This window comes from Novosphingobium rosa NBRC 15208, assembly GCF_001598555.1.
In the GTDB taxonomy this organism is placed as follows: Bacteria; Pseudomonadota; Alphaproteobacteria; order Sphingomonadales; family Sphingomonadaceae; genus Novosphingobium; species Novosphingobium rosa.
In genome coordinates this window covers 1-26825 of the sequence record NZ_BCZE01000022.1, presented here as the reverse complement: position 1 = coordinate 26825, position 26825 = coordinate 1, and the positions used below count along the sequence as shown (strand labels likewise).

23 protein-coding genes and 1 tRNA gene are annotated in these 26825 nt (G+C 59.3%); 13 read left to right on the top strand and 11 right to left on the bottom strand.

The features are described 5' to 3' along the window. The first annotated feature begins 47 nt into the window (after positions 1-47). Positions 48-1151: an aromatic ring-hydroxylating oxygenase subunit alpha gene (locus SR3_RS08750; RefSeq protein WP_068083933.1), complete on the top strand. Its 1104-nt coding sequence runs from the start codon at positions 48-50 to the stop codon at positions 1149-1151. An 85-nt stretch (positions 1152-1236) separates the two neighbouring features. Continuing rightward, positions 1237-2427 carry a formaldehyde dehydrogenase, glutathione-independent gene (gene fdhA, locus SR3_RS08745; RefSeq protein ID WP_068083928.1) on the top strand — a complete coding sequence of 397 codons (1191 nt, stop codon included), beginning with the start codon at positions 1237-1239 and terminating at the stop codon, positions 2425-2427. A gap of 49 nt (positions 2428-2476) precedes the next feature. On the opposite strand, the gene SR3_RS08740 is transcribed toward fdhA, so the two are convergent. Continuing rightward, on the bottom strand, positions 2477-3469 hold the full coding sequence (locus tag SR3_RS08740; RefSeq protein ID WP_218018782.1) for a LysR family transcriptional regulator: 993 nt from the start codon (positions 3467-3469) through the stop codon (positions 2477-2479). 137 nt (positions 3470-3606) lie between these two features. Between SR3_RS08740 and purU the strand changes: the two genes are divergently transcribed. Genes purU through folD form a run of 3 tightly spaced genes read left to right on the top strand, consistent with a single transcriptional unit; the run spans position 3607 to position 6676 of the window. Next, positions 3607-4476 carry a formyltetrahydrofolate deformylase gene (gene purU, locus SR3_RS08735; protein ID WP_068083921.1) on the top strand — a complete coding sequence of 290 codons (870 nt, stop codon included), beginning with the start codon at positions 3607-3609 and terminating at the stop codon, positions 4474-4476. 23 nt (positions 4477-4499) lie between these two features. Continuing rightward, positions 4500-5774: an aminomethyltransferase family protein gene (locus tag SR3_RS08730; protein WP_068083917.1), complete on the top strand. Its 1275-nt coding sequence runs from the start codon at positions 4500-4502 to the stop codon at positions 5772-5774. Between the two features lie 8 nt (positions 5775-5782). Then, positions 5783-6676: a bifunctional methylenetetrahydrofolate dehydrogenase/methenyltetrahydrofolate cyclohydrolase FolD gene (gene folD / locus SR3_RS08725; RefSeq protein WP_068083913.1), complete on the top strand. Its 894-nt coding sequence runs from the start codon at positions 5783-5785 to the stop codon at positions 6674-6676. Positions 6677-7149: 473 nt separating this feature from the next. Here the strand turns inward: folD and SR3_RS08720 are convergent, their stop codons facing one another. From SR3_RS08720 to SR3_RS08705, 3 genes are all read right to left on the bottom strand, one after another. Then, positions 7150-8043 (bottom strand): SMP-30/gluconolactonase/LRE family protein, encoded by an 894-nt coding sequence (locus tag SR3_RS08720; protein WP_084455237.1) that lies wholly within the window; start codon positions 8041-8043, stop codon positions 7150-7152. Between the two features lie 616 nt (positions 8044-8659). After that, a complete protein-coding gene (locus SR3_RS08710) occupies positions 8660-9385 on the bottom strand; it encodes a helix-turn-helix transcriptional regulator (protein ID WP_068083903.1) in 726 nt (241 codons plus the stop codon). A 56-nt stretch (positions 9386-9441) separates the two neighbouring features. Further along, a complete protein-coding gene (locus tag SR3_RS08705; RefSeq protein WP_084455235.1) occupies positions 9442-10374 on the bottom strand; it encodes a HEPN domain-containing protein in 933 nt (310 codons plus the stop codon). Between the two features lie 273 nt (positions 10375-10647). Between SR3_RS08705 and SR3_RS08700 the strand changes: the two genes are divergently transcribed. The 6 genes from SR3_RS08700 to SR3_RS08675 all read left to right on the top strand — a co-directional run bounded on the left by SR3_RS08700 (position 10648) and on the right by SR3_RS08675 (position 16298). Beyond that, positions 10648-11412 carry a helix-turn-helix transcriptional regulator gene (locus SR3_RS08700; RefSeq protein WP_068083899.1) on the top strand — a complete coding sequence of 255 codons (765 nt, stop codon included), beginning with the start codon at positions 10648-10650 and terminating at the stop codon, positions 11410-11412. Between the two features lie 75 nt (positions 11413-11487). Next, complete coding sequence (locus tag SR3_RS08695) at positions 11488-12105, top strand: acyl-homoserine-lactone synthase (RefSeq protein ID WP_068083897.1); 618 nt, start codon at positions 11488-11490, stop codon at positions 12103-12105. Further along, positions 12095-12970, top strand: coding sequence for a phytanoyl-CoA dioxygenase family protein (locus SR3_RS08690; protein WP_068083892.1), 876 nt, complete (start codon positions 12095-12097; stop codon positions 12968-12970). The genes SR3_RS08695 and SR3_RS08690 overlap by 11 nt, the downstream gene beginning before the upstream one ends. Continuing rightward, positions 12967-13587 carry a GntR family transcriptional regulator gene (locus SR3_RS30505; protein WP_169805588.1) on the top strand — a complete coding sequence of 207 codons (621 nt, stop codon included), beginning with the start codon at positions 12967-12969 and terminating at the stop codon, positions 13585-13587. The genes SR3_RS08690 and SR3_RS30505 overlap by 4 nt, the downstream gene beginning before the upstream one ends. Positions 13588-13854: 267 nt before the next feature. Beyond that, positions 13855-14553: a lasso peptide biosynthesis B2 protein gene (locus tag SR3_RS08680; protein ID WP_084455230.1), complete on the top strand. Its 699-nt coding sequence runs from the start codon at positions 13855-13857 to the stop codon at positions 14551-14553. Further along, positions 14553-16298 (top strand): asparagine synthase-related protein, encoded by a 1746-nt coding sequence (locus SR3_RS08675; RefSeq protein WP_068083878.1) that lies wholly within the window; start codon positions 14553-14555, stop codon positions 16296-16298. Before SR3_RS08680 ends, SR3_RS08675 begins: the two co-directional genes overlap by 1 nt. Here the strand turns inward: SR3_RS08675 and SR3_RS08670 are convergent. The 6 genes from SR3_RS08670 to SR3_RS08645 all read right to left on the bottom strand — a co-directional run bounded on the left by SR3_RS08670 (position 16252) and on the right by SR3_RS08645 (position 24805). Beyond that, positions 16252-18429, bottom strand: a complete 2178-nt coding sequence (locus SR3_RS08670; RefSeq protein WP_084455228.1) for an Atxe2 family lasso peptide isopeptidase — start codon at positions 18427-18429, stop codon at positions 16252-16254. The genes SR3_RS08675 and SR3_RS08670 overlap by 47 nt on opposite strands. After that, the gene (locus SR3_RS08665) at positions 18423-20978 is read right to left on the bottom strand and encodes a TonB-dependent receptor (protein ID WP_084455226.1); all 2556 of its coding nucleotides are present in this window, start codon (positions 20976-20978) and stop codon (positions 18423-18425) included. The genes SR3_RS08670 and SR3_RS08665 overlap by 7 nt, the downstream gene beginning before the upstream one ends. 88 nt (positions 20979-21066) lie before the next feature. Beyond that, positions 21067-22134: a FecR family protein gene (locus SR3_RS08660; protein ID WP_084455224.1), complete on the bottom strand. Its 1068-nt coding sequence runs from the start codon at positions 22132-22134 to the stop codon at positions 21067-21069. Then, a complete protein-coding gene (locus SR3_RS30500; RefSeq protein ID WP_169805587.1) occupies positions 22124-22720 on the bottom strand; it encodes an RNA polymerase sigma factor in 597 nt (198 codons plus the stop codon). The genes SR3_RS08660 and SR3_RS30500 overlap by 11 nt, the downstream gene beginning before the upstream one ends. A 471-nt stretch (positions 22721-23191) precedes the next feature. Further along, a complete protein-coding gene (locus tag SR3_RS08650; RefSeq protein ID WP_068084183.1) occupies positions 23192-24547 on the bottom strand; it encodes a tyrosine-type recombinase/integrase in 1356 nt (451 codons plus the stop codon). A gap of 168 nt (positions 24548-24715) precedes the next feature. Further along, positions 24716-24805, bottom strand: a tRNA-Ser gene (locus SR3_RS08645). Between the two features lie 158 nt (positions 24806-24963). Between SR3_RS08645 and hspQ the strand changes: the two genes are divergently transcribed. After that, positions 24964-25344 carry a heat shock protein HspQ gene (gene hspQ, locus SR3_RS08640; RefSeq protein ID WP_068083843.1) on the top strand — a complete coding sequence of 127 codons (381 nt, stop codon included), beginning with the start codon at positions 24964-24966 and terminating at the stop codon, positions 25342-25344. A gap of 204 nt (positions 25345-25548) precedes the next feature. Here hspQ and SR3_RS08635 read toward each other — a convergent pair whose 3' ends face one another. After that, a complete protein-coding gene (locus SR3_RS08635) occupies positions 25549-26442 on the bottom strand; it encodes an ABC transporter permease (protein ID WP_068083840.1) in 894 nt (297 codons plus the stop codon). 75 nt (positions 26443-26517) lie between these two features. On the opposite strand from SR3_RS08635, the gene SR3_RS08630 reads away from it, so the two are divergent. Next, a partial coding sequence (locus SR3_RS08630; protein ID WP_218018781.1) for a GcrA family cell cycle regulator occupies positions 26518-26825 on the top strand: 308 nt, incomplete at its 3' end.

The following is a 26825-nucleotide window of genomic DNA, read 5'->3' as shown; positions in this document are numbered from 1 at the left end:
GCGGATCGCATGCCACCGGCCCTACATTGAATTCAGGAGCATATATCGTGAGTGGACTTCATACGACCGCCGCCACGCCGTGGCCGGTAAACGCCTGGTATGTCGCATGCACCGCCGAAGAAATCGCGGAAAAGCCGCTCGGTCGCAAGATCTGCGATGAACGCATGGTCTTCTACCGCAAGACGAGCGGTGACGCTGTGGCGTTGGAAGACTTCTGCCCCCATCGCGGCGCACCGCTCTCGCTTGGTTTCGTGCGCGACGACCTGCTCGTCTGCGGGTATCACGGGCTGGCTATGGGCTGTAAAGGTCAGGCAGAGGAGATGCCCGGCCAGCGCGTGAAAGGGTTTCCGCCCATCCGCACCTTTCCGGTCATCGAGCGCTACGGCTTCATCTGGGTGTGGCCTGGTGATCCTGCCGCAGCCTCGCCCGACAAGCTTCACCACCTTGAATGGGCCGAGAGCAGCGAATGGGCGTATGGCGGCGGCCTCTATCACATCAAATGCGACTATCGCTTGATGGTAGACAATCTCATGGATCTTACCCATGAAACCTACGTCCACGCCTCCAGCATCGGTCAGAAAGAGATCGACGAGGCACCGGTGAAGACCAGGGTCGTGGGCGACGAGGTCCATACCAGCCGGAACATGGAGGGGGTGAAGGCACCGCCCTTCTGGCAGATGGCGCTCGAAGGCGCGGGGTTGCCCCGCGACGCCACAGTCGATCGCTGGCAGGTCTGCCGCTTCTCGCTGCCCAGCCATGTGATGATCGAAGTCGGCGTCGCACTCGAGGGCCACGGCGGCTACGATGCTGAGAAATCGAAGAAGGCGGCCAGCATCGTGGTCGACTTCATCACGCCGGAAACCGAGACCTCGCATCACTATTTTTGGGGCATGGCCCGTCAGTTCGCCGTTGATGATCACGAATTGACGGACAAGATCCGCGAGGGACAGGGCAAAATCTTCGGCGAGGATCTCGACATGCTCGAGCAGCAGCAGGCCAATCTGACGCTCTATCCCGAGCGGCGGCTGCTGAAGCTGAACATCGATGCGGGTGGGGTTCGCTCGCGCATGATGATCGACCGCGCCATCGCCGCCGAACGTGGCCTGCAGGAGCCGGCCGGTGCAGACGACATGGAAACAGCGCACAGCTGACGTTTCGACCCGATTTAGCCGCCGGTGACACCCTCACCGCCGGCTGAATGGCCATTGGCCCAAATCTGGATGAGAGGATGAGAACATGAGTGGCAACAAAGGTGTCGTCTATATGGGGCCCGGGAAGGTCGAGGTTCAGTCGATCGCTGATCCCAAATTCGAGGCTCCCGACGGCCGCAAGATCGAGCACGGCGTCATCCTGAAGGTTATCACCACCAACATCTGCGGTTCCGACCAGCATATGGTGCGCGGTCGCACGACGGCCCCTGCAGGGCTGGTTCTCGGACATGAAATCACCGGCGAGGTGGTCGAGAAGGGCGCCGATGTCGAGATGCTCGATATCGGGGACATTGTCTCGGTCCCCTTCAATGTGGCTTGCGGGCGCTGCCGGACCTGCAAGTCGCAGGACACGGGCGTGTGTCTGACGGTCAACGGTTCGCGTGCCGGCGGGGCCTACGGCTATGTCGACATGGGCGGCTGGATCGGCGGCCAGGCCCGTTACGTGATGGTGCCCTATGCAGATTTCAACCTGCTCAAGATCGGTGACCGCGACCGCGCAATGGAACGGATCCGCGATATCACGATGCTCTCCGACATTCTGCCGACCGGCTTCCATGGTGCGATGATGGCCGGCGTCGGTGTCGGCTCGATCGTCTATGTCGCGGGCGCAGGCCCCGTCGGGCTCGCCGCTGCCGCTTCGGCCCGCATTCTGGGCGCTGCTGTGGTGATGATCGGCGACTTCAACAAGGACCGCCTTCAGCACGCGTCGAATGTCGGCTTCGAAGCGGTCGACCTCTCGCAGAGCGACCGCCTGGGCGATCTGATCGCGCAGATCACCGGAAGCAATGAGGTCGATGCGGCCATCGACGCCGTGGGCTTCGAGGCACGCGGCCATACCGGAGGGGAGCAGCCGGCGATCGTCCTGAACCAGATGATGGAGATCACCCGTGCGGCCGGTTCGATCGGCATCCCCGGACTCTATGTTACGGAAGATCCCGGCGCTGTGGATGACGCCGCCAAGCAGGGCAGCCTGTCGCTGCGTTTCGGCCTGGGCTGGGCAAAGGCTCAGTCCTTCCACACCGGTCAGACTCCGGTCCTCAAGTACAACCGGCAATTGCTGCAGGCGATCCTTCATGGCCGACTGCCCATCGCCGACATCGTCAATGCCAAGGTCATTTCCCTGGAAGATGCGCCGAAGGGTTATGAAACCTTCGATCACGGCGCTGCCCAGAAATTCGTCCTTGACCCCCATGGGATGGTCGCGAACGCCGCCTGACCTCACTCGCGAAGCCGGCCTTTATGACAGAGGCCGGCTTCCGTTTGCCTCAGGGCTGTCCCACCAGCCCATAGTCGCTGGAGAAGGCGAGCGACGGATCACGTCCAATGAGCAGTTCCGCCATCAGCCTCCGCAGCCAGAGAACGACAGCATCGTCATTCATGCGCCGGTGCCAGAACTGGCGCAACTGGATGACGGGCACTTCGATCGGTGGCGGAAAAATGCGGATTCCAGAGTCCTGGTACCAGACACCCAGCGATCGCGGAACCGTGGCGATCATGTTGCTGCGGGCGATCAATTGCGGGACACTCATGAAATGAGGCAGGTGAAGCAGCACCCGGCGCGTCAGTCCCAGTTCGCGCAACCTCCTTTCGAACAGCTCCTGGCTACGACCCTGCTCGTTGATGACGATATGGTCGGCCGCAAGAAACTGCTGGAGCGAAAGGCTATCAGTGATCGAGCTGTTTCGGCTGCTGACCAGGCAGGCAAACGTGTGATCGAACAGAGTCTGTGTGAGGATGTTGCTCCCGGTCAGATCCGGAAAATAGCCGACCGCCAGATCGACAACATTCTGCTCCAGGGCTCCCTCAAGCTCGTCATGAGGCACTGGCACCACACGAACGTTGACGTGAGGCGCCATGACCCGGATGGCTTCCAGCAGTGGTGGAATGAAGATCATCACCCCCACGTCGGAGGTGGTGATGCGCAGCACACGCTCGCTGGTTTCGGGCACGAACTGCTTCTTGCGCAAGACGTCCCGAGAAAGGATTTCGAGGCAGTTCCGGATGGCAGGCGCGATGCTTTCCGCGAAGGGTGTCGGGCGCATCCCTCGCCCGGTCCGGATGAAAAGCTGATCCCCGAAAAACTCGCGGAGTTTGAGCAGATTGGTGCTGGCCGTCGGCTGACTGATCTGCAGCCGCCTCGCTGCCGCAGACAGGTTCATGTCCGCATAAAGCGCGTCCAGCAGCAACAGCAGGTTGAGGTCGAGGCGTCCGATATTCTCCATTCCAATAACCAATATCGGATTCTTCTGGATATTCAATATCGCGTAATCAGCTACGACATGGGGAGGCAGGCGGGTGAGCGAGGCTGAGGCACCTGTGTGAGTTTCGACGGACCAGCCGTTCCTACCCCACTCACAGCGAGCGCCAAGAAGGCGACCGAGATCACGGAACCGACATGACCCTATCCACTTCTTCCGAGCGCTTCATTCTCACCCTTGCATGCAGGGACGTCCCCGGAATCGTCGCCCGGGTGGCGACCGAGATCTTCAAGGTGCGCGCCAACATTCTCGAAGCACGGCAGTTCGATGACCTGGAGTCGGGCAAGTTCTTCATGCGCGTCGAATTCACCGGTACCCAGCTCACTGAGACAGAGCTGAGAAAAGCCTTTGCCCCAGTCGCTGATGAATTCGGCATGAGCTGGAGCCTGCGGGCGACATCGAGCCGTAAGAAGGTCCTCATCATGGTCTCGAAATTCGACCATTGCCTGGGCGACCTTCTCTACCGCCACCGGCTGGGAGAGCTCCCCATGGACGTGGTCGCGATCATCTCGAACCACCCCCGCGAAGCGCTTTCAGTGAGCAATGTCGGCTCGATACCCTTCCATTATCTGCCGATCACGAAGGACACCAAGCCGGAGCAGGAAGCTCGGATCAAGGCTATCGTCGACGAAACGGGCGCCGAACTCGTTGTCCTGGCACGCTACATGCAGATCCTCTCGGACGACCTGGCCGCTTTTCTGTCCGGGCGCTGCATCAACATCCACCACAGCTTCCTCCCTGGCTTCAAGGGCGCCAAGCCCTATCATCAGGCCCATGCCCGCGGCGTGAAGCTGATCGGTGCGACAGCCCATTTCGTGACCGCTGACCTCGATGAAGGCCCGATCATCGAGCAGGACGTCGAGCGCATCAGCCACGATGCGACACCGGACGACCTGGTGCGCAAGGGCCGCGACATCGAGCGGCGCGTGCTCTCACGCGCAGTCCACCAGTTCCTCGAAGACCGAGCGATCATCAACGGTCAACGCACCGTTGTCTTCGCCAACTGATTTCCAAGGCCGGAGTTTCGAACATGGATCCGATCGCAATGCGCAAGACCCCCGAAGGCTATTTCACCACCCGGTGGGGCCTCGCGGAATACACCGACTGGATCGACGAGAGCATGTCCTGGAAGGACAATTGCTACATCGGCGACTGGTCCTTTCTCTGGCAGCGGCGGTACAAAGGACCGGATGTGCTGAAGCTGTTTTCCGACTTCTCCGTCAACAGCTTTGCGAAATTCGACCTCGGCCAGTCCAAGCATGTGACTCACACGACCGGCAAGGGGAAGGTCATCGCCGAGGGCATCCTGACGCGCCTCGCCGACGATGAAGTCCGCCTCTTCGGCCGGGGCACCTTCTGGATCGACTATCAGCTGCGTCGCGGCAACTACGACGTTCAGTCGATCGCGGAGGAAGGATACAACTTCCAGGTTGCCGGCCCGAAGGCGGCTGCCGTCATGGAAAAGCTGGTCGGCGACTCGATCCGCGACATCAAATTCATGCGGAACGGGGATTGCACCATCGCTGGCTGCATCGTGGTAGCGCTGCGCCAGGGCATGTCGGGCGAACCCGGTTGGGAACTTCAGGGCCCGATGGAGGATGCCCCCCGGGTCTATGAGGCCGTTGTGGAGGCCGGTGCTGAATTCGGCATCAGAAAGCTCGGCGGGCGTGCCGCTTTTATCAACCACCTCGAAGCCTGCTTCCCCACCATCGTCACGGATTACCTTCCTGCCATTTTTGACGAGGACATGGCGGATTACCTGGCCGAGTTCAAAGCCGGTCTGCCCTCCTTTGCCTCCACCTTCAACATCGCCGGAAGCTTTGCCTCGGATGAGGTGTCGGACTGGTATCGCAGTCCGGTCGAGCTCGGCTGGGGCAAGAACATCAAGTTCGATCACGACTTTCTGGGCCGCGAGGCGCTCGAAGCCGAAGTTGCCAAACCCCGCCGCGTCATCCGCACGCTGGTGTGGAACTCGGAGGACGTGATCGCGACCTATGCCTCGCTGTTCAGCAAGGAGACCCCCTATCATTTCATGGAAATGCCCAGGGATCAGCGCGGTTTCATGTATGCCGACCGTGTGGAGCTGGACGGGAAGATCATCGGTGTCGCGACCTCCCGTGGCTACAGCTATTTCTTCCGGGAAATGCTGTCGCTCAGTGTCATCGATGTCGCGCATGCCGAGATCGGCACCGAGGTCACGGTAATCTGGGGAGAACCCGGACAGCCCCAGCAAAAGATCCGCGCGACGGTCGCCCCCGCTCCCTACAAGACCGACAACCGTCGGGTCGACATGCACAAGGTGTAGGCCACTCCATGTCGGCACACATCATCGACGGGCGCGCCATTGCCCGCTCCATTCGGGAGGATTGCGGCGCGCGCGTCCGGAAACTCGAAAGCGAAGCCGGGATTACTCCCGGCCTCGCTGTCATTCTCGTCGGTAGCGACCCTGCTTCTTCGGTCTATGTACGCAACAAGATCGAGGCCTGCCGCAAGGCAGGGATCCAGTCCCGAACCTTTGACCTGGCCGAGAGTATATCCCAGGACGAGCTGCTCGCTCTGATCGTCGAGCTCAACGCCTGCGATGACACGCATGGCATCCTCGTGCAGCTCCCGCTCCCTGCCGGCATTGATGTCGCAACAGTTCTGGAAACGATCGCCCCGCACAAGGACGTCGATGGTTTCCACCTCTACAATCTGGGGGCGCTCGTTTCCGGCAGGACGGTCTTCGCACCATGTACGCCCTACGGGATCATGAAGCTCCTCGAACATGAGGAGATCGAGGTTGAAGGCCAGAACGTCGTCATGATCGGCGCCAGCAACATCGTCGGAAAGCCTATGGCAGCGATGCTCACTGCGAGACATGCAACCGTCTCGATCTGCCATGCGAAGACACGAAACCTGGCTCAGTTCACGGCGATGGCCGACGTTCTGATCGTGGCCGCCGGCGTGCCCGATCTGATCAACGGAGGTATGATCAAGCCCGGCGCCATCGTGATCGATGTGGGGATCAATCGCCTTCCCGATGGTCGCATCGTCGGGGATGTCAGCTTCGAGAGTGTCCGGGCCCGCGCTTCGCGGGTAACCCCTGTCCCCGGTGGGGTGGGGCCGATGACCGTGGCGATGCTGCTCGTTAACACCGTCGAGGCTGCCGAGAAATCCGCAGCCCGTCAGCGCGACTTGGTTATCGATGCGCGAGTCGAGGACTGAAACCCGCGAGGGGCGTGCCGCCGGCAACATGGGTGTCGTTCACCCTCCTATGGTCCGGCGCCGCCACATGTCGCTTGGTGGTCGTCCGCGATCTCGTCGCCAAGTTTCAGATCAAGAAATCGAATTGGGGTGAAACTTTAGATTCAAACTTCGGGGAGGATACAATGACCAGAACCAAGCAAAAAGCACGCCAGCCTCATTTCAGGTGCTCGAGCCATAGGCCAGCCACCACGTGCTCCAATTTCTCGGCGGTGTGCATGGCAATTCCTGCGATTGCCATCCTGCTGCTTGGCTTCTGGTGGATCGATCTTCTTTGACCTTACAATTTCACCAGGCTGGGACAGAGAACTCGACATACCGAAGCCTGCGTGCATGGCTTCGAAACTGCTCTGTTCGCTGTCCGAGCTGATCGGGTTAATTCACGCTGGAAACACCAACCGGACAGCTCACCGCCCTAGTGCGAGTTGAGGAGCCTATTCTGCGATCTTCATCCGCCAAACCTGCCCTTTTTCCGCTTCCGTGACGTAAATGTACCCCCCACCGATGGCGACATTCGTTGTCAGCGCGCCAGCCCCAGTGGGGAGGCCGATCGCGCCGAGGCGCTTTGCACGGCGATCGTAGACGAGCACTTCGCCTGCCGCCAAATTGGCACCGTACAACCTTCCTTTGCCATCAGTCGCCATGCCGTCCACGCCCACGCCCCCTTCGGTAAGCGCGAAAACATATGCCATTGCGAAGGGACTCTTCGCCGTGACAGACGGCAACGAGATGATCCGCTTCGATGCAAATTCTGAAACCAGCACCGCTTCCCCGTCGGCTGAGAGGGCAATCCCATTCGGATAGGCCAGCCCCTTACCGATCAATCTGACCTCGCCACTGGCGGATCGATAGAACACGCGCCCGACGGGGTTTGTGAGGGACGACTTCCCAGGGGCTGTGAGGTAGACACCACCGTCCCGGTCTATGACCAAATCATTCAAATCCGTTATTTTTTCGTCATTGTACTCTAGCGGAAGTGATTGCGATGTTGCTGTCGCAGGATCGTAGAGCAACAGACCTTGCCAATCCGCCACGAGGAGCTTTCCGTCGGAGCGAAATTTCGCAGCGTTCGGATGTCCCCCGGTCAAGAATTTGGCTTTACAATCTCCTTCCGGAGAAATCTGCAAGACGCGCCCGCCTACGACGTCGCTCACCCATACGCTGCCCTTTGAATCAATCGCAGGACTCTCCAGGAAGCCACCACATTGGGCAATTCTCTGGGGCGCACACTCGCCACAGATAGCGGCGAGGCCTGAATCGGCGTAGGATGCTGAGGGACTGAAGAGCATGGCAGCAAATGATGCCAGATTGACCAGACACGATTTCATGGAATGTGCTTTCTACTCAAGCTCCATCATTCCCAACGGACCCGAAGGTCTGCTCGACGATGCAGGCCTCACGCGTGACGTCCCCACGAGCAATCTCCAACGGAGAAAATATCCGCTCGCTTGATTTATAATCATCACTGGCAATAATCTGAAACCTATCAGATACTTGACTTTCCACTATCAAAGCCATCCTCATCGCTGCCCCGCTTTCCCAGGCAAATATTCTGGAAAAAATCTGTAAGCTGAAGGGCACGGACGAGATCAATGCGTGGATTTATAAACAGCCGACACTCCCAGACCCCAATCGGCCGGATTAGCTTCAGGCTTCCATCGGGAACGTGAGCCTTTACCATGCTTTCCAAGGTGGTAATCACCCCAACGCCTTGATGGGCCATGCGCATCCCGACATCGTGAAAGGGATACCGAGCTACGATACGCGGATTGGAAATCCCGATTCGGCGTAACGCTGTGAGCTGAGAACGGCGGTGGAATAGTCGGCCACGGTAGCGGCGGGGCAAGCCCGCTGCGGGCGGCGTAAAAGTCGTCCACCAATCTTAACAGATCGCTGTAAAATTACCGAGGTATTTTAAATTACCCTCTGGAATTACTCCGTTTTTTAGAATGCGATCAATCCCAGTCTGAGCGCCATAACACATAGCTGAGTGCGGCTGCATGCATTCAGCGCGATCCGAAGCTGCTTCATATATGTCTCGATTGTCGCCCGGCTGAGACCAAGGATCATTGCTATTTCGGGGTCTGATTTACCCAGCGCGGCACAGTGGAGCACGTCCAGCTTCCGGGCGCTGAGCACGGGTAATTCGGTCCCGCGGGCGGGGTAGTTGCATATGCGCCGGGCTTCATGAAACGCACTGGCGCCAATGATGACGGCGGCACGGCAATGCCAGCGCGAGGGCAAGAGGCCACTCGTGGTGGCAAAGGAGCATAGACCGAAGGGCTCCCCGATTACATTGATCGGGAGAGTTATCCCGTTGGAGATGCCCCTCCTCCGCCCTTCTTCCAGCACATCTTGTTGCCTGTGACCCAGCGCTGTCAGCGTCGCGAGGCGGCCCCAGGGAAATGCCCTGCTTGCACGCTGAGATGCAATTATCACTGGATCGTTCAGGTAATATTTTCGTGCAACGAATTGCTCACCAAAATCGCCGTAGTTGTCGATCTTGATCAGCCGTGGATGGGGCGTTTGAAACCAAAGCGGCTGGATGAGAGAAAACCATTCAAAGCCCAGATCGGGGAGTGTTTCGGACAAGAGTTCGCCCAGTTCCGATTGGCTTCTGCATCGGTCGGCTCGATCATCAAATGTATCGACCAGCCGATGGAGCCTCATGGAACGCCCTCCCCGTCAGGCTTCGATAGGAAGTCCTTGGGCGGGTCCAACCACCTTCATGGCTGATCGCCTTGAGTGCTATCCATCTGGCTAACCTCGATCGCCAGCCGTTCAATTCGTTCAAGGCAAAGAGCATCGACCTGATCCCGAAGTCCCCGAATCCAATTCGTCAGTATCTCAAGATCAGTCCGTTCAATGAGATACTCGTCCGAATAACGGGCTTCGACATAAGCACGCTTGAGAAGCTCAAATAGCCGTCGATCGGAACGGTGGATACGAGGCCACGCTTCTATAATACGCGGCTCCCGATCCTCTACGAGTGACCGAAGAAATTTGATATTATGCGAGCGTGGTACGTAGAAGCTTGTGACGAGCAAATAGCAGCTGTAAGCGCGCTCTGTTGCCTGATGCAAAATAAACGCAGCATCCCGCAGCGCATCATTTTCGACATAAAAGCCAGCCCCCTTTATCGCATCATCGACAAGCTTTAGCCACTTCACATGATAGGCGTTAGCCATGGAGTAAGCGTCTCTCGCTGTGCGAGGTCGCGGCGTGGCCAACGAGTGCCCCGGCACATCATGTAGTAGAACACCATCACGTGAAATGTCGGTCCAGAAATAGTCGCCGCGCAGCAGTCCCTGGTTCACTTCATCCAGGGTATGGACAATAATATTGACCAACCGGCCGATCGAGGGATCTCGCATGACCCTGTCTTCAACCTCGTACCAGTAATCAGCAATATCTGTGAGAGCAGGGTTACTGACGATCACCAGGAGATCGAAATCCGACTGATAGCCGTTTTCGGGCTCATCCACCCAGTCGTTCCTAGCGTAACTGCCAAACAGGATGATCTTGTAGACCTTACCATTCTTCAAATGCGGCTGGCAGCGCGAGGCGGTTGCCTGCGCAAAGCCTTCCAACAGCATGTTCGTCACACGAGCCAGCTCGGCTTGCTGACGCAAAGGCAGATGATCGAGGTCCGTACGCATTCCGTCATGTCCTCCAATGCGCCCCCCTGTGGCAAGGGGAATGTGTAATATCTTACCGCCAGACATGCCCGGCCCCAAAAATCAGATTTGAAATATTTTTGTCATATATGCCGAAATATCATATGAAACGAATGCCTAATCGGATTCACTGTACGAATCCGGATGGGCGCTTGGGTTCCATTCGGCCAGCGGGCGGCGTGAGAAGCCGAATGCCGGCCCCCAGAAAGGGGAAGGGCGATCGCGCGACCACAGGCGGTCCGATGCGCTGGTCCAATGCCGATCGACGACAGCATGATACGAATCCGTATTGTCGAAGAATTTGTGGCCGAGATCGCCACAGTGGATTCTGTTGCCGGTTTGAAGCGTGCCCTCCTCCGGGCCAAGGTCGCGATGGGGTTCGACTACTTTGCACTCACCCACCATGCCGATATCCTCGATCCCAGAAGCAAGGTTATCCGCATTCATGACTACCCCGAGATCTGGGCCGGCCAGTTCGACCTGCGCAGGTTGGGCCGCGTAGACCCGGTCCATCGCGCCAGCCATACCCAAAACAATGGTTTCCTCTGGAGCCAAATCGGCGGGATGATCCAGATGCGTCCCGAAGACTGGGCGATCATCGAGCTGGCGCGACAGTACGGCATCGGTGAAGGGTACACCGTCCCCGCAAACGTGCCCGGTGAGTCGAATGGCTCTGTGTCCTTCGCGATGGCAATCGGCAAGCCGATCCCCGAACATATGTTGATGGCTGCCTCGGATATTGCGCGCAGGGCCTTCGATTGTGCCCGTAATCTCTGGCGCATGCGACCTCCGCCGCTTGGCATTCCACTCCTGACCCCGGCACAGATCATCTGCGCCCGCTGGACGATGGTGGGGAAATCGGCCTGGGAGATAAGCCAGATCGAGGGCTACAAGAAGTCGACAGCCGAGCGGCATCTCAAACACGCTCGCGAGCGGTATGGGGTCGAGAAGCAGACATTGCTGATCACCAAGGCTTTGCTGGATGGAACGCTGAGTCTGGGGGACTTTGCCACAATGTGACATTCCCATTTATGGGAATATGGAAACCTCTCATTTTATCTGATGCATCCGCTCCTCGTAACTTGGAGAGCGGCCATGCTGCACGTCTTGCACTACACGCCGGAATGGCGGTCGGATCCCATTTTGCGTTCGATGTTCGATGCCCGCAAGCGCGTCTTCATCGATCTGCTCAAATGGGATCTGCCTGCCCTTGATGGTTCATACGAACTCGATCGCTTCGATGAACCCGGGGCAGTCTACCTCGTGCTGAGCGATCGCGACGGACAACATAGGGCATCAACCAGGTTGCTCCCAACCGGTCGCCCTCACCTGCTCGATACTCTCTTTCCAGATCTGTGCGGTTCCCGTCCGCCCAAGGGTCCGGCCATAAGGGAGATCACACGCTTCTGCCTCGAGCGCCGTCTCAAGGCCTGCGAGCGTCTGAAGGCACGAAACGAACTGGTCAGCGCACTGGCGGACTATGCCCTCGCCTTCGGCATCAAGACTTACAGCGGCGTCGCAGAATTGGCATGGTATCGCCAGATCGAGGCATTCGGCTGGGCCTGCCGAGCTCTTGGAGGACAAGCCGAGCGCCAGGGGCAGCCACTTACTGGATTGCAGATCGACATATCAGAAGAGACTCCCGCCCTTCTCGCCGCAACTGGCATCTACCAGCGGCCGACCCGGGATGCGGAGGTCCGTCATGCAGCATGACCTCCCGCCCACTGGCATGAACAGTTCCGATCTGGCCCGGGACCTGACCGAAGAGGGCTTTCTGATCCTGCCGGAGTTGGTATCCCGCCAAAAGATCGATGACCTTCTGAGCGATCTCGCTCCGTCTTTCGCCGAGACGCCGCTTTGCCAAGGCGACTTTTACGGGCCTCTGACACAGCGCTTCGGCGGACTGCTCGCACGTTCGCCCCACGCCGCGGATTTCGTGATGCACCCGATTATCCTCCAGCTCTGTCGAAACATTCTGGGCCCATTTTGCGACACGATCCAGCTCAACCTGACGCAGGGCCTGGCCATCTACCCCGGTGCGCCACGACAATTCCCGCACCGGGATCAGGACATGTGGCGCGGCGAGGTTGGCCGCATCGAATATCTGATCAACGTCATGTGGCCCTTCACGAATTACACCGCAGACAATGGCGCGACACTCCTGTGGCCTGATAGCCATGCGCCTTCTGGCCTGGACCGCTCCCCCGATGGCGAGCCCGTCATCGCGGAGATGAACCCGGGATCGGCGCTGGTCTTTCTAGGCTCCACCCTGCACGGTGCCGGCGCCAACCGGTCGCAGGATGTTCGCCGCGGCATGATCGTCAGCTACTGCCTCGGTTGGCTTAAACCGTATGAAAACCAATGGCTGACCTATCCTCCAGCGACCGCCAGAGCGTTTTCACCCGAATTGGCGGGACTGGTCGGATACCAGCAACACCGCCCGAACCTGGGCAATGTCGAAGGCAGATGTCCTTCCCTCCTGCTGGGCGACCGCATGCTGGTCCCTATAGGAGCGATAGACGCCCTGCGGCCCGACCAGGTTGCAGCCGTGGCCGATTTTGCGAAGAGTCAGTCATGAATGCAGGGCCGACTTCCGCCCGCATCTACGATGCCTTGCTGCAGCAACTGCGGAAACGTGGATACCGGCCAGGCACACGGCTGGACCCCATTTTTCTGGCAGACGAACTCCGCACCAGCCCAACCCCCGTGCGCGACGCACTCCATATCCTCGCCGGAGAGGAACTGGTGACAGCTCTCCCCAATGGGGGCTTCACAACCCCTGTGCTGGATGAAAAAGGGCTTTTCGATCTCTACGCCTGGAACGCAGATGTCGTCGTTGCGGCGCTGTACTGTCAGGTGCCGGAAAATTCGGCCCCCGCACCTGAAGAGATCAAGGACGCGCAGAACGTTGACCTCGCTGATCGTATCGCGGCCATGTTCCAATGGATCGGAGATGGATCCTCGAACATTGAGCACGGCAAGGCGATCGCGAGAATCAATGCACGTCTCCGACCTGCTCGAATGGTCGAAAATTTTCTGATCGAGGGAAACGGACACGAACTTCATGGGATGGTTTTGGGCTTCGGCCTTAACATGTTCTCCGAAATGAGAAAGCATGTAACTCGTTATACTTCACGAAGAAAAAGGCTGTGCGGGCCTATATTACGTCATATCCAAAGTAGCCACTCGATATAAATGCCAAATATATGCCGTATAAGTTTTGGATTGGGGCTGCTCCTCCATAATATGGACCTGCCACGCTCAAGTGGCAGAAAGGAGTAACAGTCATGGAACGCAATGCAGTGATCAAGCTGGCCGTTGCCAGCGAAGCGACCAAGGGCAATGGTGGCGCAGTGATCGACCACGTCGACGGTCAGAACCTCCTCGGCATCGTCGCAGACTGACCCAGGAACCACGCCCAGTTTAAACTGGGCGTGGTTTTCGGGCTTCCAGCTTCCTTCCATGATTTGGCAGACCATCATGCAGAACGCTTGTTCCGGCTTTTCATTGCCGCCGGGGGTGAGCTTTTGTCTCGCCGACAACAGGATCATTTTCCTGGACCAAATCGCTGATCGCTATCTGGCGCTGGCGCCCGATCAGGATCGAGCCTTCAGATCCGTGGCAGCTAACACGGCAATCACCGCCGGAGAGCGCCTGCAAATGGATGGCTTGATCGACGAAGGCTTGCTCAAAATCTCAGTAGGGGGAAATCCGCCTCGGTCGTGCGTTCACAGGGTTCCCACTCGAGCCATCACGTCCTCAACCCCTCCGGCAGTGTCCGCTTTAGCCCAATTGAGGTTCGCCTGGCATGTTCACCTCGCCCGGCGCCGGCTGAAAAGGCATGGTCTTTACAAGGCTCTGCAGGCACTGCATCGACTGCGAGCGAGCCGAAATTCCTTTCTCCATGACCCCGCACCCGCGCTCAGGAATGCAGCCAATCTCCTTGCGGTGATCGGGCGCTATATGACGCGCCTTGACCAATGCCTGCCAGTTTCCGTCGGCCTTGCCCATTACCTCCTACGACAGGGGGTCGAATGCGAGGTAATTCTCGGGGTTCGGCTTGGTCCATTTCAAGCGCATTGCTGGGTGCAATATCGGGATCGACTCCTGGGCGATGACGTCGATGTCGTGCGTACGTTCACGCCGATCCTGGTGGCGTGATGAACGGCGAGTTCTTTGCGCAGGTTGCGCTGTCCGCTATCATGCCGTTTCGAGCCGTGCCGTGCCCGGTCGGGTTTGAGATCATCACCGACGACCCCTGGCTCAGGTTGCTCGTCAAATCCGGCACGCCGTACCAGCTAACCGAACATGGCATCATCGTCGGGACACTCTACTCCCGGGAGAGCATGGCACCGGCGACTACTCTTTCGGCTGACGCCTGGCTCAGTATCACGGAGAGCGGCGGCCAGAACCTGATTGACCTTTATTGGGGAAACTATGTTGCCTTCCTGAGAAAGCTTGCACCCAATGGGCGAATGACCACCAGCGTTTTGAGGGCGCCGTTCGGAACCCTTCCCTGCTATTGGCAACGAGTCGGTGATAAGCTGTCATTGGCCTCCAGTGCCGCGCTCATTGCCGCGTCCGGCTTGTTACGAATGACCATCGATCGCCTAGCCCTCGCACAGCACATCACACAACCGGAAGTCGCCACCGCTCAGACCTGCCTTTCTGATCTTCAATCGCTGGAGGGCGGGACAAGGCTAACTTCGACCCTCCCCGGCCCGGAAATCAACCAGCTCTGGTCGCCTTGGAGATTCACCCGTGACCACCCTCACATTCGAAATCATACAGAAGCCGCCAGCCTGCTGCATCAAACGCTCATCCAGTCCGTCTCGGCTCTGGTCGCCGAGCATACCTCAGTAATTTTATTACTTTCAGGCGGTTTCGACTCCTCCGCCCTGGCGGCTTGTTTGCGCCATGCCAATCGAGAGATCCACGCACTCAACCTCGTGACGGAATCCGCCCAAGGCGATGAACGGCATTTCGCGCGGCTTGCGGCCGAGGCCACCGGGGCATCGCTAATCGAAGCGTATCGTGATTTCGGCCTGATCGATCTGAAGATATCGCATGCCGCTCGCGCTGCACGTCCGCATGCGCGCGCGTTCACTCAGGAAAGCGACCATCAGGCTGTTGCATGGGCTCAAAAGGCCGGCGCCAGCGCGGTGGTCCATGGTGGCGGTGGCGACAATCTGTTTTTCAACTATATGTCTTTGGCCGCCATGGTCGAGGTGCTGCGTAAATGCGGTCCCGGGGCTCGCTTCCTGCGTGCCAGCGCAGCCTTTGCTGACCTCACATCGGTAGGTCTTGGACAGGTTTTACTCCGAACCCTGGACCGGGCTTTTCGACGCAACAATCAGCTTCGCTTCGAAATTCGCGACACCCTTCTCTCGCCGGACATCGGGGCGGCCGTCGCTCTGCGGGCACGTCACCCCTGGCATACGCCACCCAAAGGGATTCCTACCGGCAAAGCCGCGCATGTTGCCCTCCTTGCATCCGCACAGACGGCGACCGAACAGGGTTATCGGTCTTGCAGCGGCTTGCCGAAGTTTTCTCCCTTCTTGAGCCAGCCGATCATTGAAACAGTGTTGGGGATACCAATCTGGTGTTGGTTCTCCCCAGGCCTGAACCGCGCGGCGGCGCGCATGGCATTCCAGGATGACCTCCCTCCACCCATAATCCAACGCCGTACCAAGGGCACGCCTGGGGCTTTCGTCAACGAGGTGTTCGAACAACACCGCTCTGTTGTGCGGGAGATGCTCCTTGAAGGGTGCCTTGCGGGCTTGGGATTGCTCAACCTGGATGCTTTGCGCCGGATCATCGACGATACAGCCCCAGCAGGCGACCTTCAATTTGCCCGGATTATGGAACTGGTGGATGCCGAGGCATGGGCTCGCTCGTGGGACTGATGCTTGCTTCCCCCGCTGCCGCTGGCTGTGACGCCCGCATCTTTTCCCAGCGGCGATATTGCTCGGCCTTTTCCGGATCTGGATCCTCCTTGCCCTGAAGCCAGAAGGCAAACCAGTCGATGCTCCGATTGTAGGAGTTCAACCGATGGAGCGGCCTCACCTTTTCATGATATTCATCTGGAAAAACATGCATTTCAACCGGCTTCCCGGCTTCACGCAGAGCCGAGAAGGCCTCCAGTCCCAGCCGAAACTCCTTGTCGGAGAGTTGCATCAACAAGGGCGTGTCGATCTTTCGCGCATTGAGCGAGAGAGCGAGCGGGCGCCAGAATTCACGCTGGTCTTCAATGTCGAGGGGGAAGCCGAGGACTTTGTGCTGCCAATCGGCCCAGGCGATGCCGCCGTAGGTCATCGCGGTATGAGGCCCGTCACAGCACGTGCTTATAGCGGCAGCAGCAAAGGTCGGATGGTTGATCAAAGCATAAGAAACCGTGCTCGCGCCGTCGCTAAGACCAGTGATACCGACGCGCTTCGGATCTGCCACCCCCATCTCAACGAGCTTGTCGACGCCGATCGCCAGGGATGACAGCACGTTCTGGCGCTCCATCCAGTCCTTCTGATTGGCGGCGTTCGCCTCGTCAAAGGTCTGGATATTGGGCAGCACACTTGCATAAAAAGGCGGCTTCTCAAGGCTAAGCACTGCAAACCCTCGCGCCGAGAACGGAAACACAGGAAATTCGTCACCGGTGCCACCGCGCAGAAAGCCCCGGCTGGTATATTGCGTGATGATCAGCGGAAGCCGCGTTCCAGGTCTGTACCCGAATGGCAGCACAAGGTCGCCCCATGAGGGCAAGCCGAACTTGTTGATCCATGTCAGCCGTTTCACACGACCAAGCTGGAAATGGGACCATTCGGGATTTGGGTCGAACAACAGGGATTGCCTGCCAGTCCCAGGATCGATCCGAACGACCCGCCGAGGCGAACGTGCCTCTTCCGAATTGCATATGAGTCCGCCCGCCGCCGCGACGCAGCCGCTGATGACTCCATCTGTTTGAAGGATGCGCCGCGGTGGACTGCCCCCGGCCTTCCATCGATAAAGGGCCATGGAGCCGGCGTTCCAGCCTTCCTTGCGCAGGAAAATCAGGGTGCGGGGCTTCTCCTGCCACCACAACCCCAAAATCGTGCCTTGGCACGCGTCCCACGAACAGGCGATGGGCCGATGCTGAGAGCCGCTAATCTCGATGCGGTATTGCGGGCGCAGTTCCTTGCGGAGAGGCTGGGTCCATGCATGAGACCCGTCCAGCGCCCATGCCTCCGGCTTGGCCGCATCGTTGGACAGCGCCTGGGTCTGGAAGTCCCCCTCCTCAGCAGACGACGCCGATTTCACGGTGTGGGAAGCTACATCAACCGCGATGAGGCCTTGCACCAATCCTGATGGCGGGCCTGGCTGCGCAGATTCGTGAGGAGTAACGCGGGCGTCGTAGAGCCAGCCTTTTGCACCCTCGCGAGCAATACCGAGCCGGGCTTCAGCCCTCCCAGCGCGCCAGGCTACAATAAGGCGCTGGCCATCAGAACTCCATGCCACACCCTCGGCATCGCTGCTGAGACTCGTGATCGCTTCCACGTGGCTTCCGTCCACCTTGGCACGCCAAGCCTGCGTGATGCCCTGATCGCGGCGCAGATAGGCGATCCATTGCCCGTCCGGAGACCAGACCGGACGCAGAATCGCTGCTTCTCCTGATGGATGGTCAGCGCCGCGCAAATTGCCGAAGTTCAGGATCTGCTCACCGCCAAGATCGATCAGGCGCACCGCGTGGTCCGCCAGGCGCAGCACAACAACGCCATGGCAGATCGTGTCATCCTGTGCCTGCCCACGGGTCAGGATAAAGGCCAGTTCCTTACCATCGGGCGAGAGTGAGAAGGGACTCTTGCCCAGGATCATCGACGATTGGCCGATATCCCTTATTTCAGCCAAATCCTTTGCGGTTGGCAGCCTGGCGGGAAAGTGCGCTGGATCGTTCGAGGGCAAGAGGCTTTCACATCCTGCCAGGGCGGTGCCTCCAAAGCCAAAAGATCCGATGAAGGCTGAAGAAAGCAACACAATCCGCCGCGCAGTCACGAAGGGGCTCACCATTTCGTGTTCACCCCGAAGCTGAGAACCCGCCCGAAAGGCGCGTAATTTGTTGAATCGTAGGGCGTATCGTACATGGACTTTATCGCGATCTGCGTGGGTTTGGCATTGAACACATTCTGAGCAGAGAGGGTCAGGGTCAGGCCCTGGAGCGGCCCAAACACGCGGCGGAAGGTATAGCCGATCGTCGTGTCGAAGGTTGTCATGCTCGGGATCGGGTATGAGGTGGTCGTGCGATTGTCCGTAAGGGCGCCGATGTAGTGGGCCGCGAGGTTTACGGTCATTGCATCGTGCTTCCAGGTCAGAAAGCCCTGCCCACGCCAATGCGGCGGATTGAAGATCGTTCCGGCGAGGGGCAGGATAGGTTGACTGGAACTCACCTGCTGCCTGCTGTCGATGTAGACCACATCGACGGAAACCTTCAGGTGGTCTCGTTTGCCGAGATCCCGTTCATATTCCGCCAGAATGTCGACACCCTGGATCCACTGATTGCCCGCGTTGACCGTCGAATTGTTGACGATCGCGACGACATTGGCCGGCGCATAGGGATAGGACGAGACGTTCAAGTAACGGTTGGCCGAAGCAATCACAGCCGCCTGGGTTGCTGCATCGGGTGCCAAAGTGATTTGTGACGCATAGATTGGATTGCTCAATGCCTGCGAAGGCACGGTGATCGGGCTGACGATCCGGTCGCGATAGTGGATGTTGTAATAGCTCACCTCCAGCTTGGCGCCTGGAACGCTCCGGGGATGAAAGCTCATACCAGCAGACCAGGTATTGGCGCGCTCCGGCTTCAGGTTGGGGCTCCCACCCACCACATAGATAGCCTGCGCAGTTGCCGGGTAGCCCGACACACCGAAGGTCGTTGCCGGATAAACATAGGCGCCACGCACGACATACTGTTCATAGAGCGTGGGCGCGCGGAACGATTTGCCCCAGCTCGCCTTGAAATCGAAATCGTCATCCGGCGCATAGATCAGACCGAATTTGGGTGTCGCCACATTGTCGATCCCGGGATACCGCTCATACCGCACTGCTGCACTGACGCTCAGGCTCTTGATGAAGGGAACATCCTGGGAAGCACCGACCACCGGGATCGCCAATTCGCCAAACACATAGCTGCTGTCCTGGCCACGCTGAATAGTGGTGATGGCTGAGCCCGCGTAATATCCCAGTGAGATGGAGCGATAGCCCGCCCCCAGAGCCACCTTTAACGGGCCGCCGGGCAGATCAAAAAGCTTGCCGTCACCGTTCACTTCGATTGAATGTGCGGTGTTGCGATAAAAGCTGCTGCTGGTCTTCGAGCATGTGCCGTTCACGCAATTGCCGTTGTAGAGATCGACATGATCCTTCCCAACCGAGCCCTGCAGGTTCAGATGCCAATCGGCCCCCAGCTTCAGTTTGAGCTTGGAAGCGATTCCCCAGACCTGATCGCGGGTGGCCAATTGCCCGGACCCCAGGACCGATCCGACCGTCTGGGGAAAGACGTCATACTCGTTGCGATTGTTGTAGTAGGCGCTTGTTTCGAACGTGAGGTTGCTGGCCAGTGCCTGATGACCGTTGAAGCCCACACTATCGTGCCACAGCTGCGGCATCAGCATCAGATTGGGAGCGATGGCGCTGGTGTAGGAACGCTGACGCCCCCAGACAGCATCCGACGACGAACGATCATAGGCGACAATCAGGCCGCCGGTCTTCCAACTGTTACCTGCAGCAACCCCATACTGCTGCTGAAAATTGCCTCCATCTGTGGAGCCGCCAACGCGTGTGGTCGTTTCGATGCCCTTCATATCGCGACGCAGGACAACGTTCGCGACACCCGCCACTGCGTCTGACCCGTAGAGCGCGGAAGCGCCGTCGGGGACGATATCGATGTGATCAACAAGCCCGAACGGGATGGCCGATACGTCAATGCTCTGAGCGCTGGCGGTGTAAGAGACACGCTGCCCGTCAAGCAGTGTGAGCGTGGCATCGCTTCCAAGCCCGCGCAGGTTGACCGAGGAGCCGCCGCCCAGATCATAGCCGCGGTTGGAGGGCACATTCGTCCCCACCCCAGGGTTTTGACCACCGCCGAAGCTCTGCGGAACGCTCCGGACCACGCTGCCCAGATCGGAAAAGCCACTTTCCTGCATGGCACTGCGATCGATCGAGATGACCGGCGATGCGATGGGGGCGCCAGCAATCCGGGTGCCGGTTACCACGATATCTGCATTGGGCGTGTTCGATTGCGATGCAGGCTGTATGACGTATCCGTCGGCAACGGATTCAATCCGCAGACCACTACCCGTCAAGAGGTGTTCCAGCGCTTCCTCGACCGTAAAATTCCCGCTTATCGCAGGAGCTCTCTTACCCTCGATCACTGGGGGCGCTGCAGCGATGGTGCTCTGAGTCCTGTTGCCCAGGTCAAGGATCGCCGCGCTGAGTGACTCAGCCGGCAGATCGATCTGATACCTTGCCCCAGGCTGCGCTTGAGCCTGCGCTTGCCCAGTTACGCCCATGCCCACCGTTGCCGCCGCAACGGCGACCAGCCATCGAGATTTCCGTGAACGCATCGTAAAGCCTCCCTGACGCGACTTCGGTGTGCGTCTCGGGGCTTTGACGGAGGGGGCGAAAAACCTACCCCCCTGCTCGAAGCGAATTTTATCGGGTCGCTAGGCCTTCGCGTGACGAGAGCAGAAGATTCCCATCGACCTGCACCGTCAGTTTGAGATTGAGAGCAAGCGCCGTAGCCTTGGCAAAGCTTTCCGGCGCCTGGGCATCAAAGCCCCCGGAAATTCTCAAGTTTGCCAACGAAGGGTCGGCAAGGACAACTTTGCGCGAATTGGTGCGATTGATTTCAACGACCGCGTTCCCCAGCGGGACATCACGGAACGAGAGCCGGCCATCGGCCCAACTGAGTTCACCGGGTGCAATCTCTGTTGGAGCCGGCAAGGGGTCGGTGGGCGTGAAGTCGAGTTTCTGCCCGGGGACGAGGAAGCGTGAATCCGGCGAACCTGACCTTTCTGTCTTTCCGCGAAGCTTTTGCACCTCGATAGATCCGCGGACCAATGCGACATGGACACCGCGTTGCGTCAGAGCCACTTCAAAAATCGTTCCATGGGCAATGACACGGCCATCCCCGACATCGACAGCGAACGACCGTGCAACATCGTGAACCACAGTGAACTGCGCGCGCCCACGCTCGAGCCGAAGGCTTCGGGCACCGGCAGAGTAACGCACACGGACCTGCGATCCCCCATCGAGGTACAAACTCGATCCGTCAGGTAGCGTATACGTCCGTTTCTGCCCGGCCATCGTCATATAGACGGTGCTAATCGGCGTTTCGCCGACGGCGCCTTGCGTTCCGATCAAGCCCTGGTTCGATTGTCCCATCCGGTAGAGAGAAAAGCTTCCGACCGCCACCAGTGTTGCCGCGATGGCACCCGTGATGAACGGATACCGCTGAGGAAGGGGAGCCTGCTTCAACCGGCTGCGCGCGGCAACTTGCCCCCGTGCGAGTACGTCCGAGGTGTCCGCGACCCGCGCCATCCGATCAAATGCTGCAGCATGCGCCGGGTCTTCGGCCAGCCATCGCTCGAACTCCGCTAGGGTCTCTGCGCGCGCGGCATCCGTCTCCCCAGGCCCGGAAGCGTCGCCGAGTTGCACCCGCACAGCCCAGTCTCGTGCGATACGGTCAAGGTCATCACGTGAGGCATTATCATTCGGCATCGTGATCCCCCAGATGGCGGCGAAGATGATCGAATGCCCGCCCCAGATGCTTGTCGACCGCCTTCACGCTCAGGCCTGTTTGCTCGGCGATCTCCGCACGGCTGAAACCATGAATACGACGGGCAATGAAAATGTCACGAGTCATAGGTTTGAGCAGCAAGATAATCGCTTCAACGCGTTGGAGCAGGTCCCTAGCTTCAATGGCTGCGACTTCATCGGCCGAGGTCAGCCCTGCATCTTCGATGGGAATGGAATAGAGCGCTGCCCGCCGTGCCGGGCTTCGTCCGCGGTCATTGAGAACGTTGACGGCTACCTGCGTCAGATAGCTTTCGGGGCAATCGGGGGATGCCTCACGCTCCAGGGTGGCATGAGCATAGCGGACAAAAGTTTCCTGAACCAGATCAGCGGCATCTTGCGGGTCAGTGCGTTTATTGAACAATCGAAGGAGACGTCCCGCCTGAGATCGATACAGAGCGTCAAGCGCCCGCCTACCAAAAGAGGTTCCAGCGGGTTGGTCGGGTGGATTGGTTTCCCCTATTCCCGAGGCCGCCGTAGCAGATGCTAACTTGTCATACCGGATGCTCATGATCCGCTCTCGACCGCGAGCAGCTTGCAAATCCCTGAAATACTTCGCCGCTGCATTTGCATGGCCAGACCCATTCCTCGCTGCCGACGCGAGAAGGGCTGCAAACCGGGTGTTGAGAACACGTCCGACGACATGCGCCAATGCCTTTAGCAGCGCGAGCCGCCTGGACAGAGCATGGGCCACCCGGCCGCACAGCCAAGTGCAGCAGAACTGGTTCGCGGACAAGGTTCTCAAGCCTCGGCGGCGCATTCACGTCGCATATTAAAATCTATGGTGGATTTAGCGATAGGCAACCGGTCAGATGGCGTAGTCACAAAAAGGCCATCAATTGTCACCCTTTGGCAACATTCCACTGATGGAGCCACAAGTGGCCGAACGCTTCGCGAAGGTACAAGGCTGACGTGCCCAGGCTACTCGCCCAGACACGTCACCATCAAGCTCGATATACAAGAGAGCCGGTGGGACAGGCGATCAACGCCTTCCAGCTACCCGTGTCGCACTGCGGACCGGAAAACGGAAATCCATTGCGACAGGTGCCGGAGGTCGACGCCGAGATTTCTCCTTGGTCGGTTGCGAGGGGCGTTCCACCAGCACCCTTGGCGGAGGCAACTTGTCGATCAGCATGTCTGCCCACAACGCTGCAAGCTCGCGACGCCTCTCCATATATGCCGCACGATTGTATGCGCCTTCCACCTTGTTTCGAGGTACGTGCGCAAGCATCAGGTCGATGATCGCGCGATCATCCTTATTCCCCTGCTTCTGCGCCCACTCGTTCATGATGGTCGAGAAAGCCGCCCGGAAACCATGGGGCACGTGGTGACCATGATAGCCCGCCCGGTTCAGAAGATAGCCAATGGCGTTTTCGCTCATGGGCCGATGCTGGTGGCGGTTGCTCGGAAAGAGTAGCAGCGCACTTCCGGTCAGCGGCCAGAGCGCCCTGAGCACCTCGACGCTCTGAGGAGCCAGAGGGACGAGGTGATCGCCATCGACCTCATCCTTGCGATCCAATGTCCCCTTCATCCGAGACGCTGGAATGCGCCACAGAGGCTCGGGCCCATCGAGATCCTCAAATTCGTCCCAGGTTGCACCACGGATTTCATTGGGCCTCACCGCCGTGAGAGCAAGCAGCCTCAAGGCGAGGCGCGTCACCGGTCGCGCGAAATCCTCTTCCGCATCGCTGATCATTTGGCGCAGGCGCTTCAGATCCGTGATCGCAGGCTGCCGCCCCTTCCGCAGGGGCTTGAGAACGGCAGCAAGCTTTTCGGCGGGGTCTTTCTCCGCAATGCCTTCAGCAATGGCGTGGACAAAAACCGCTGAAATCCGCTGCCGCGTCCGTTTGGCGGTCTCAAGGGCCCCCCGCGCCTCGACGTCCCGAAGCAACTCCAGCACGAGCGGCGGCGTGATCTGGGCGATCGGCAACTGTCCGATCACCGGGAACACATCACGTTCGAGACTTCTCAGCACATCATTGGCGTGAACCCGCGCCCATTGGCCCTTGGCATTGTCATGCCATTCCCGCGCCACCTTTTCAAAGGTCGCTCGGGCAGCCTCCATCGTCGCCTCGGTCTTCAGCTTCTTGGCGATGTTAGGATCCTGCCCCTGCTTGACCAGCTGCCGAGCGTCATCCCGCATCGCGCGGGCCTCCAATAGGCTGATCAGCGGATAGACCCCGAAGGCCATGCTCTTCTGCTTGCCGTCGAAGGCATAGTTCCAGCGCCAGAGCCTGCCGCCGCCGGGGGTGACGAGAAGATAGAGGCGATGGCTGTCGCCAAGCTTGTAAGCCTTGTCGCGCGGCTTGGCCGCACGCAGTTTTGCATCGTTCAACACGGGCATTCTCCGATACCACGTTTTTCCAATGCCGATACCACGTTTCGTACCACACGAATCACCGGAGGCGTGCGGACGAGTATGGACGCTCAGGCCATGTAAACGTCGGTTTTCAGGAGAAAATCGTCAATCCGAGTGGACGAGTGCGAACCCCTATGGAGGGGTTGCTGGCGGAGAGGCAGGGATTCGAACCCTGGATACCCTCACGAGTATGCCGCATTTCGAGTGCGGTGCATTCGACCACTCTGCCACCTCTCCGCAAGGTAGGAATGAAAGCTCTGGAAGAACCCTCATCCGGTCGGGAGCCGCCCCCTAGCCAATGATTCTCACCTTGCCAAGCCCTTAAAATGACATGGTGGTGGATTTTCCTCTCGCCTTGCTTGTTCTCCACAGCCCCCGCGCCTATATTCAGCCTCATGGACCGTGCGAGTTTCTTTTCACCCCAGGCCGGCCGCCGCATCGATGTGCCGCGCGCCAGCCACGCTAGCTTTGCCATCGGCGATGTGGTACGCCATCGCGAATATGATTTTCGGGGCGTCGTCTTCGATATCGACCCCGTCTTCGCCAACAGCGAGGAATGGTACGAATCGATCCCCAAGGATCTGCGCCCCCGGCGCGACCAGCCCTATTACCACCTCTTCGCCGAGAATGAGGATGGCGCCTATATCGCCTATGTCAGCCAGCAGAACCTGCTGGACGACAGCGAGACCGGCCCGGTGGACCATCCCCAACTCGAACAGATTTTCGAGGATTTCGACGGCAACCGCTATCCGCTGCGCCGCGCCATGAGCCACTGAGCCCAACAAACCATCGCCGGATACGAAAAGGGCGCCCCGCAAGGCGCCCTTTTTGCTGTCGTCAGCAGGAAGTGGCGCCGGACCATTCTCCCGCCCTGCTATCCCTCGGTCATATCCTGTGGGTGGCCGGGCCAGAAATCAGGCAACGCGAGTGGGCCGGGGCCGCAAAAATGCGCCCTTCCGCGCATTTTTTCAAACAGACGCTTACCCTTTCAGCTTCCAGCCGGACTTGAGCAGGCGATAGGCCGCAAAGCCCAGAACCACATTGAGCGCCAGCAGACCCAGCGCGCCATGCAGCACATCCTGATTCGTCGTGCCGATGTCGCTCTGGCCCAGAAAACCGAAGCGGAAGCCGGAGATCACATAGAAGAAGGGATTCGCCCGGCTCACCGACTGGAAGGCGGGCGAAAGATTGTCGATCACGTAAAACGTGCCCGAGAGCAGCGCCATCGGCTGGATCACGAAATTGGTGATGGCGGCGTTATGGTCGAACTTCTCGGCCCAGATCGAGGACATGAGGCCGATTTGCGCCAGCATCAGCGGCCCCATCAACCCGAACCACACCAGCGCCCAGGGATGCGCCACACTCAGGCTTACCCCCGGCCACAGCAGCATCGCGCCCGCCAGAGCGCAGCCCACCATGATGCCACGCGTCATCGCGCCCGCCAGCATGCCCACCATCAGCTCGCCGGTGGAGAGCGGCGGCATCAGGAAATCGATGATCGTGCCCTGCATCTTGCCGGCCAGAAAACTGAAGGATGCATTCTGGAAGGCATTGTTCATCATGCCCATCATGATCAGGCCCGGCGCCACGAAGGTGGCGAAGTTCACGCCCAGCACCATGCGGTTGCCGCGCCCCATCGCCACAGTGAAGATCACCAGAAAAAGCAGCGTGGTGACGGCAGGCGCCCAGATTGTCTGCGTATGCACCTTTAAAAACCGGCGGACCTCCTTCATATAGAGGGTCCACAAGCCCAGGCGGTTGACGCCATGGATGATCGGCTCACCCTGGGGCGGGAAACCGCGCGGCAACAGGGCAGGTTTGGCGTGCTGTGCCCCAAGGGCGTTTTCAGCGGCAATGCGGGGTTGATCGGCCATGGCTAGGCGACTATCGGGGTCTTTCGCGGCTGGCAAGCGCCCGCTTGTCACCCACACTCGAATTTCGGACAATCGATGAGCTGGACCGACGAACGCATCGACAAACTCACCCGCATGTGGGAGGGCGGCTCCACCGCCTCCCAGATCGCGGAAGAACTGGGCGGAGTCAGCCGCAATGCCGTGATCGGCAAGGCGCACCGCCTGGGGCTGAAAGCACGCCCCTCGCCCGTGAAGGCCAATGAGCGCTCGGACGACACGCCCGCAGCGCCCCCGCCACCCCGCGCTCCGCGCCCGGTGGAAGCGGCCCCGGCAACGCCCGCGCCCGCTGCCCCGCCACCGCCGCGCGCTGCCGCGCCGGTGCCGCGCCCGGCCCCTGCCGCGCC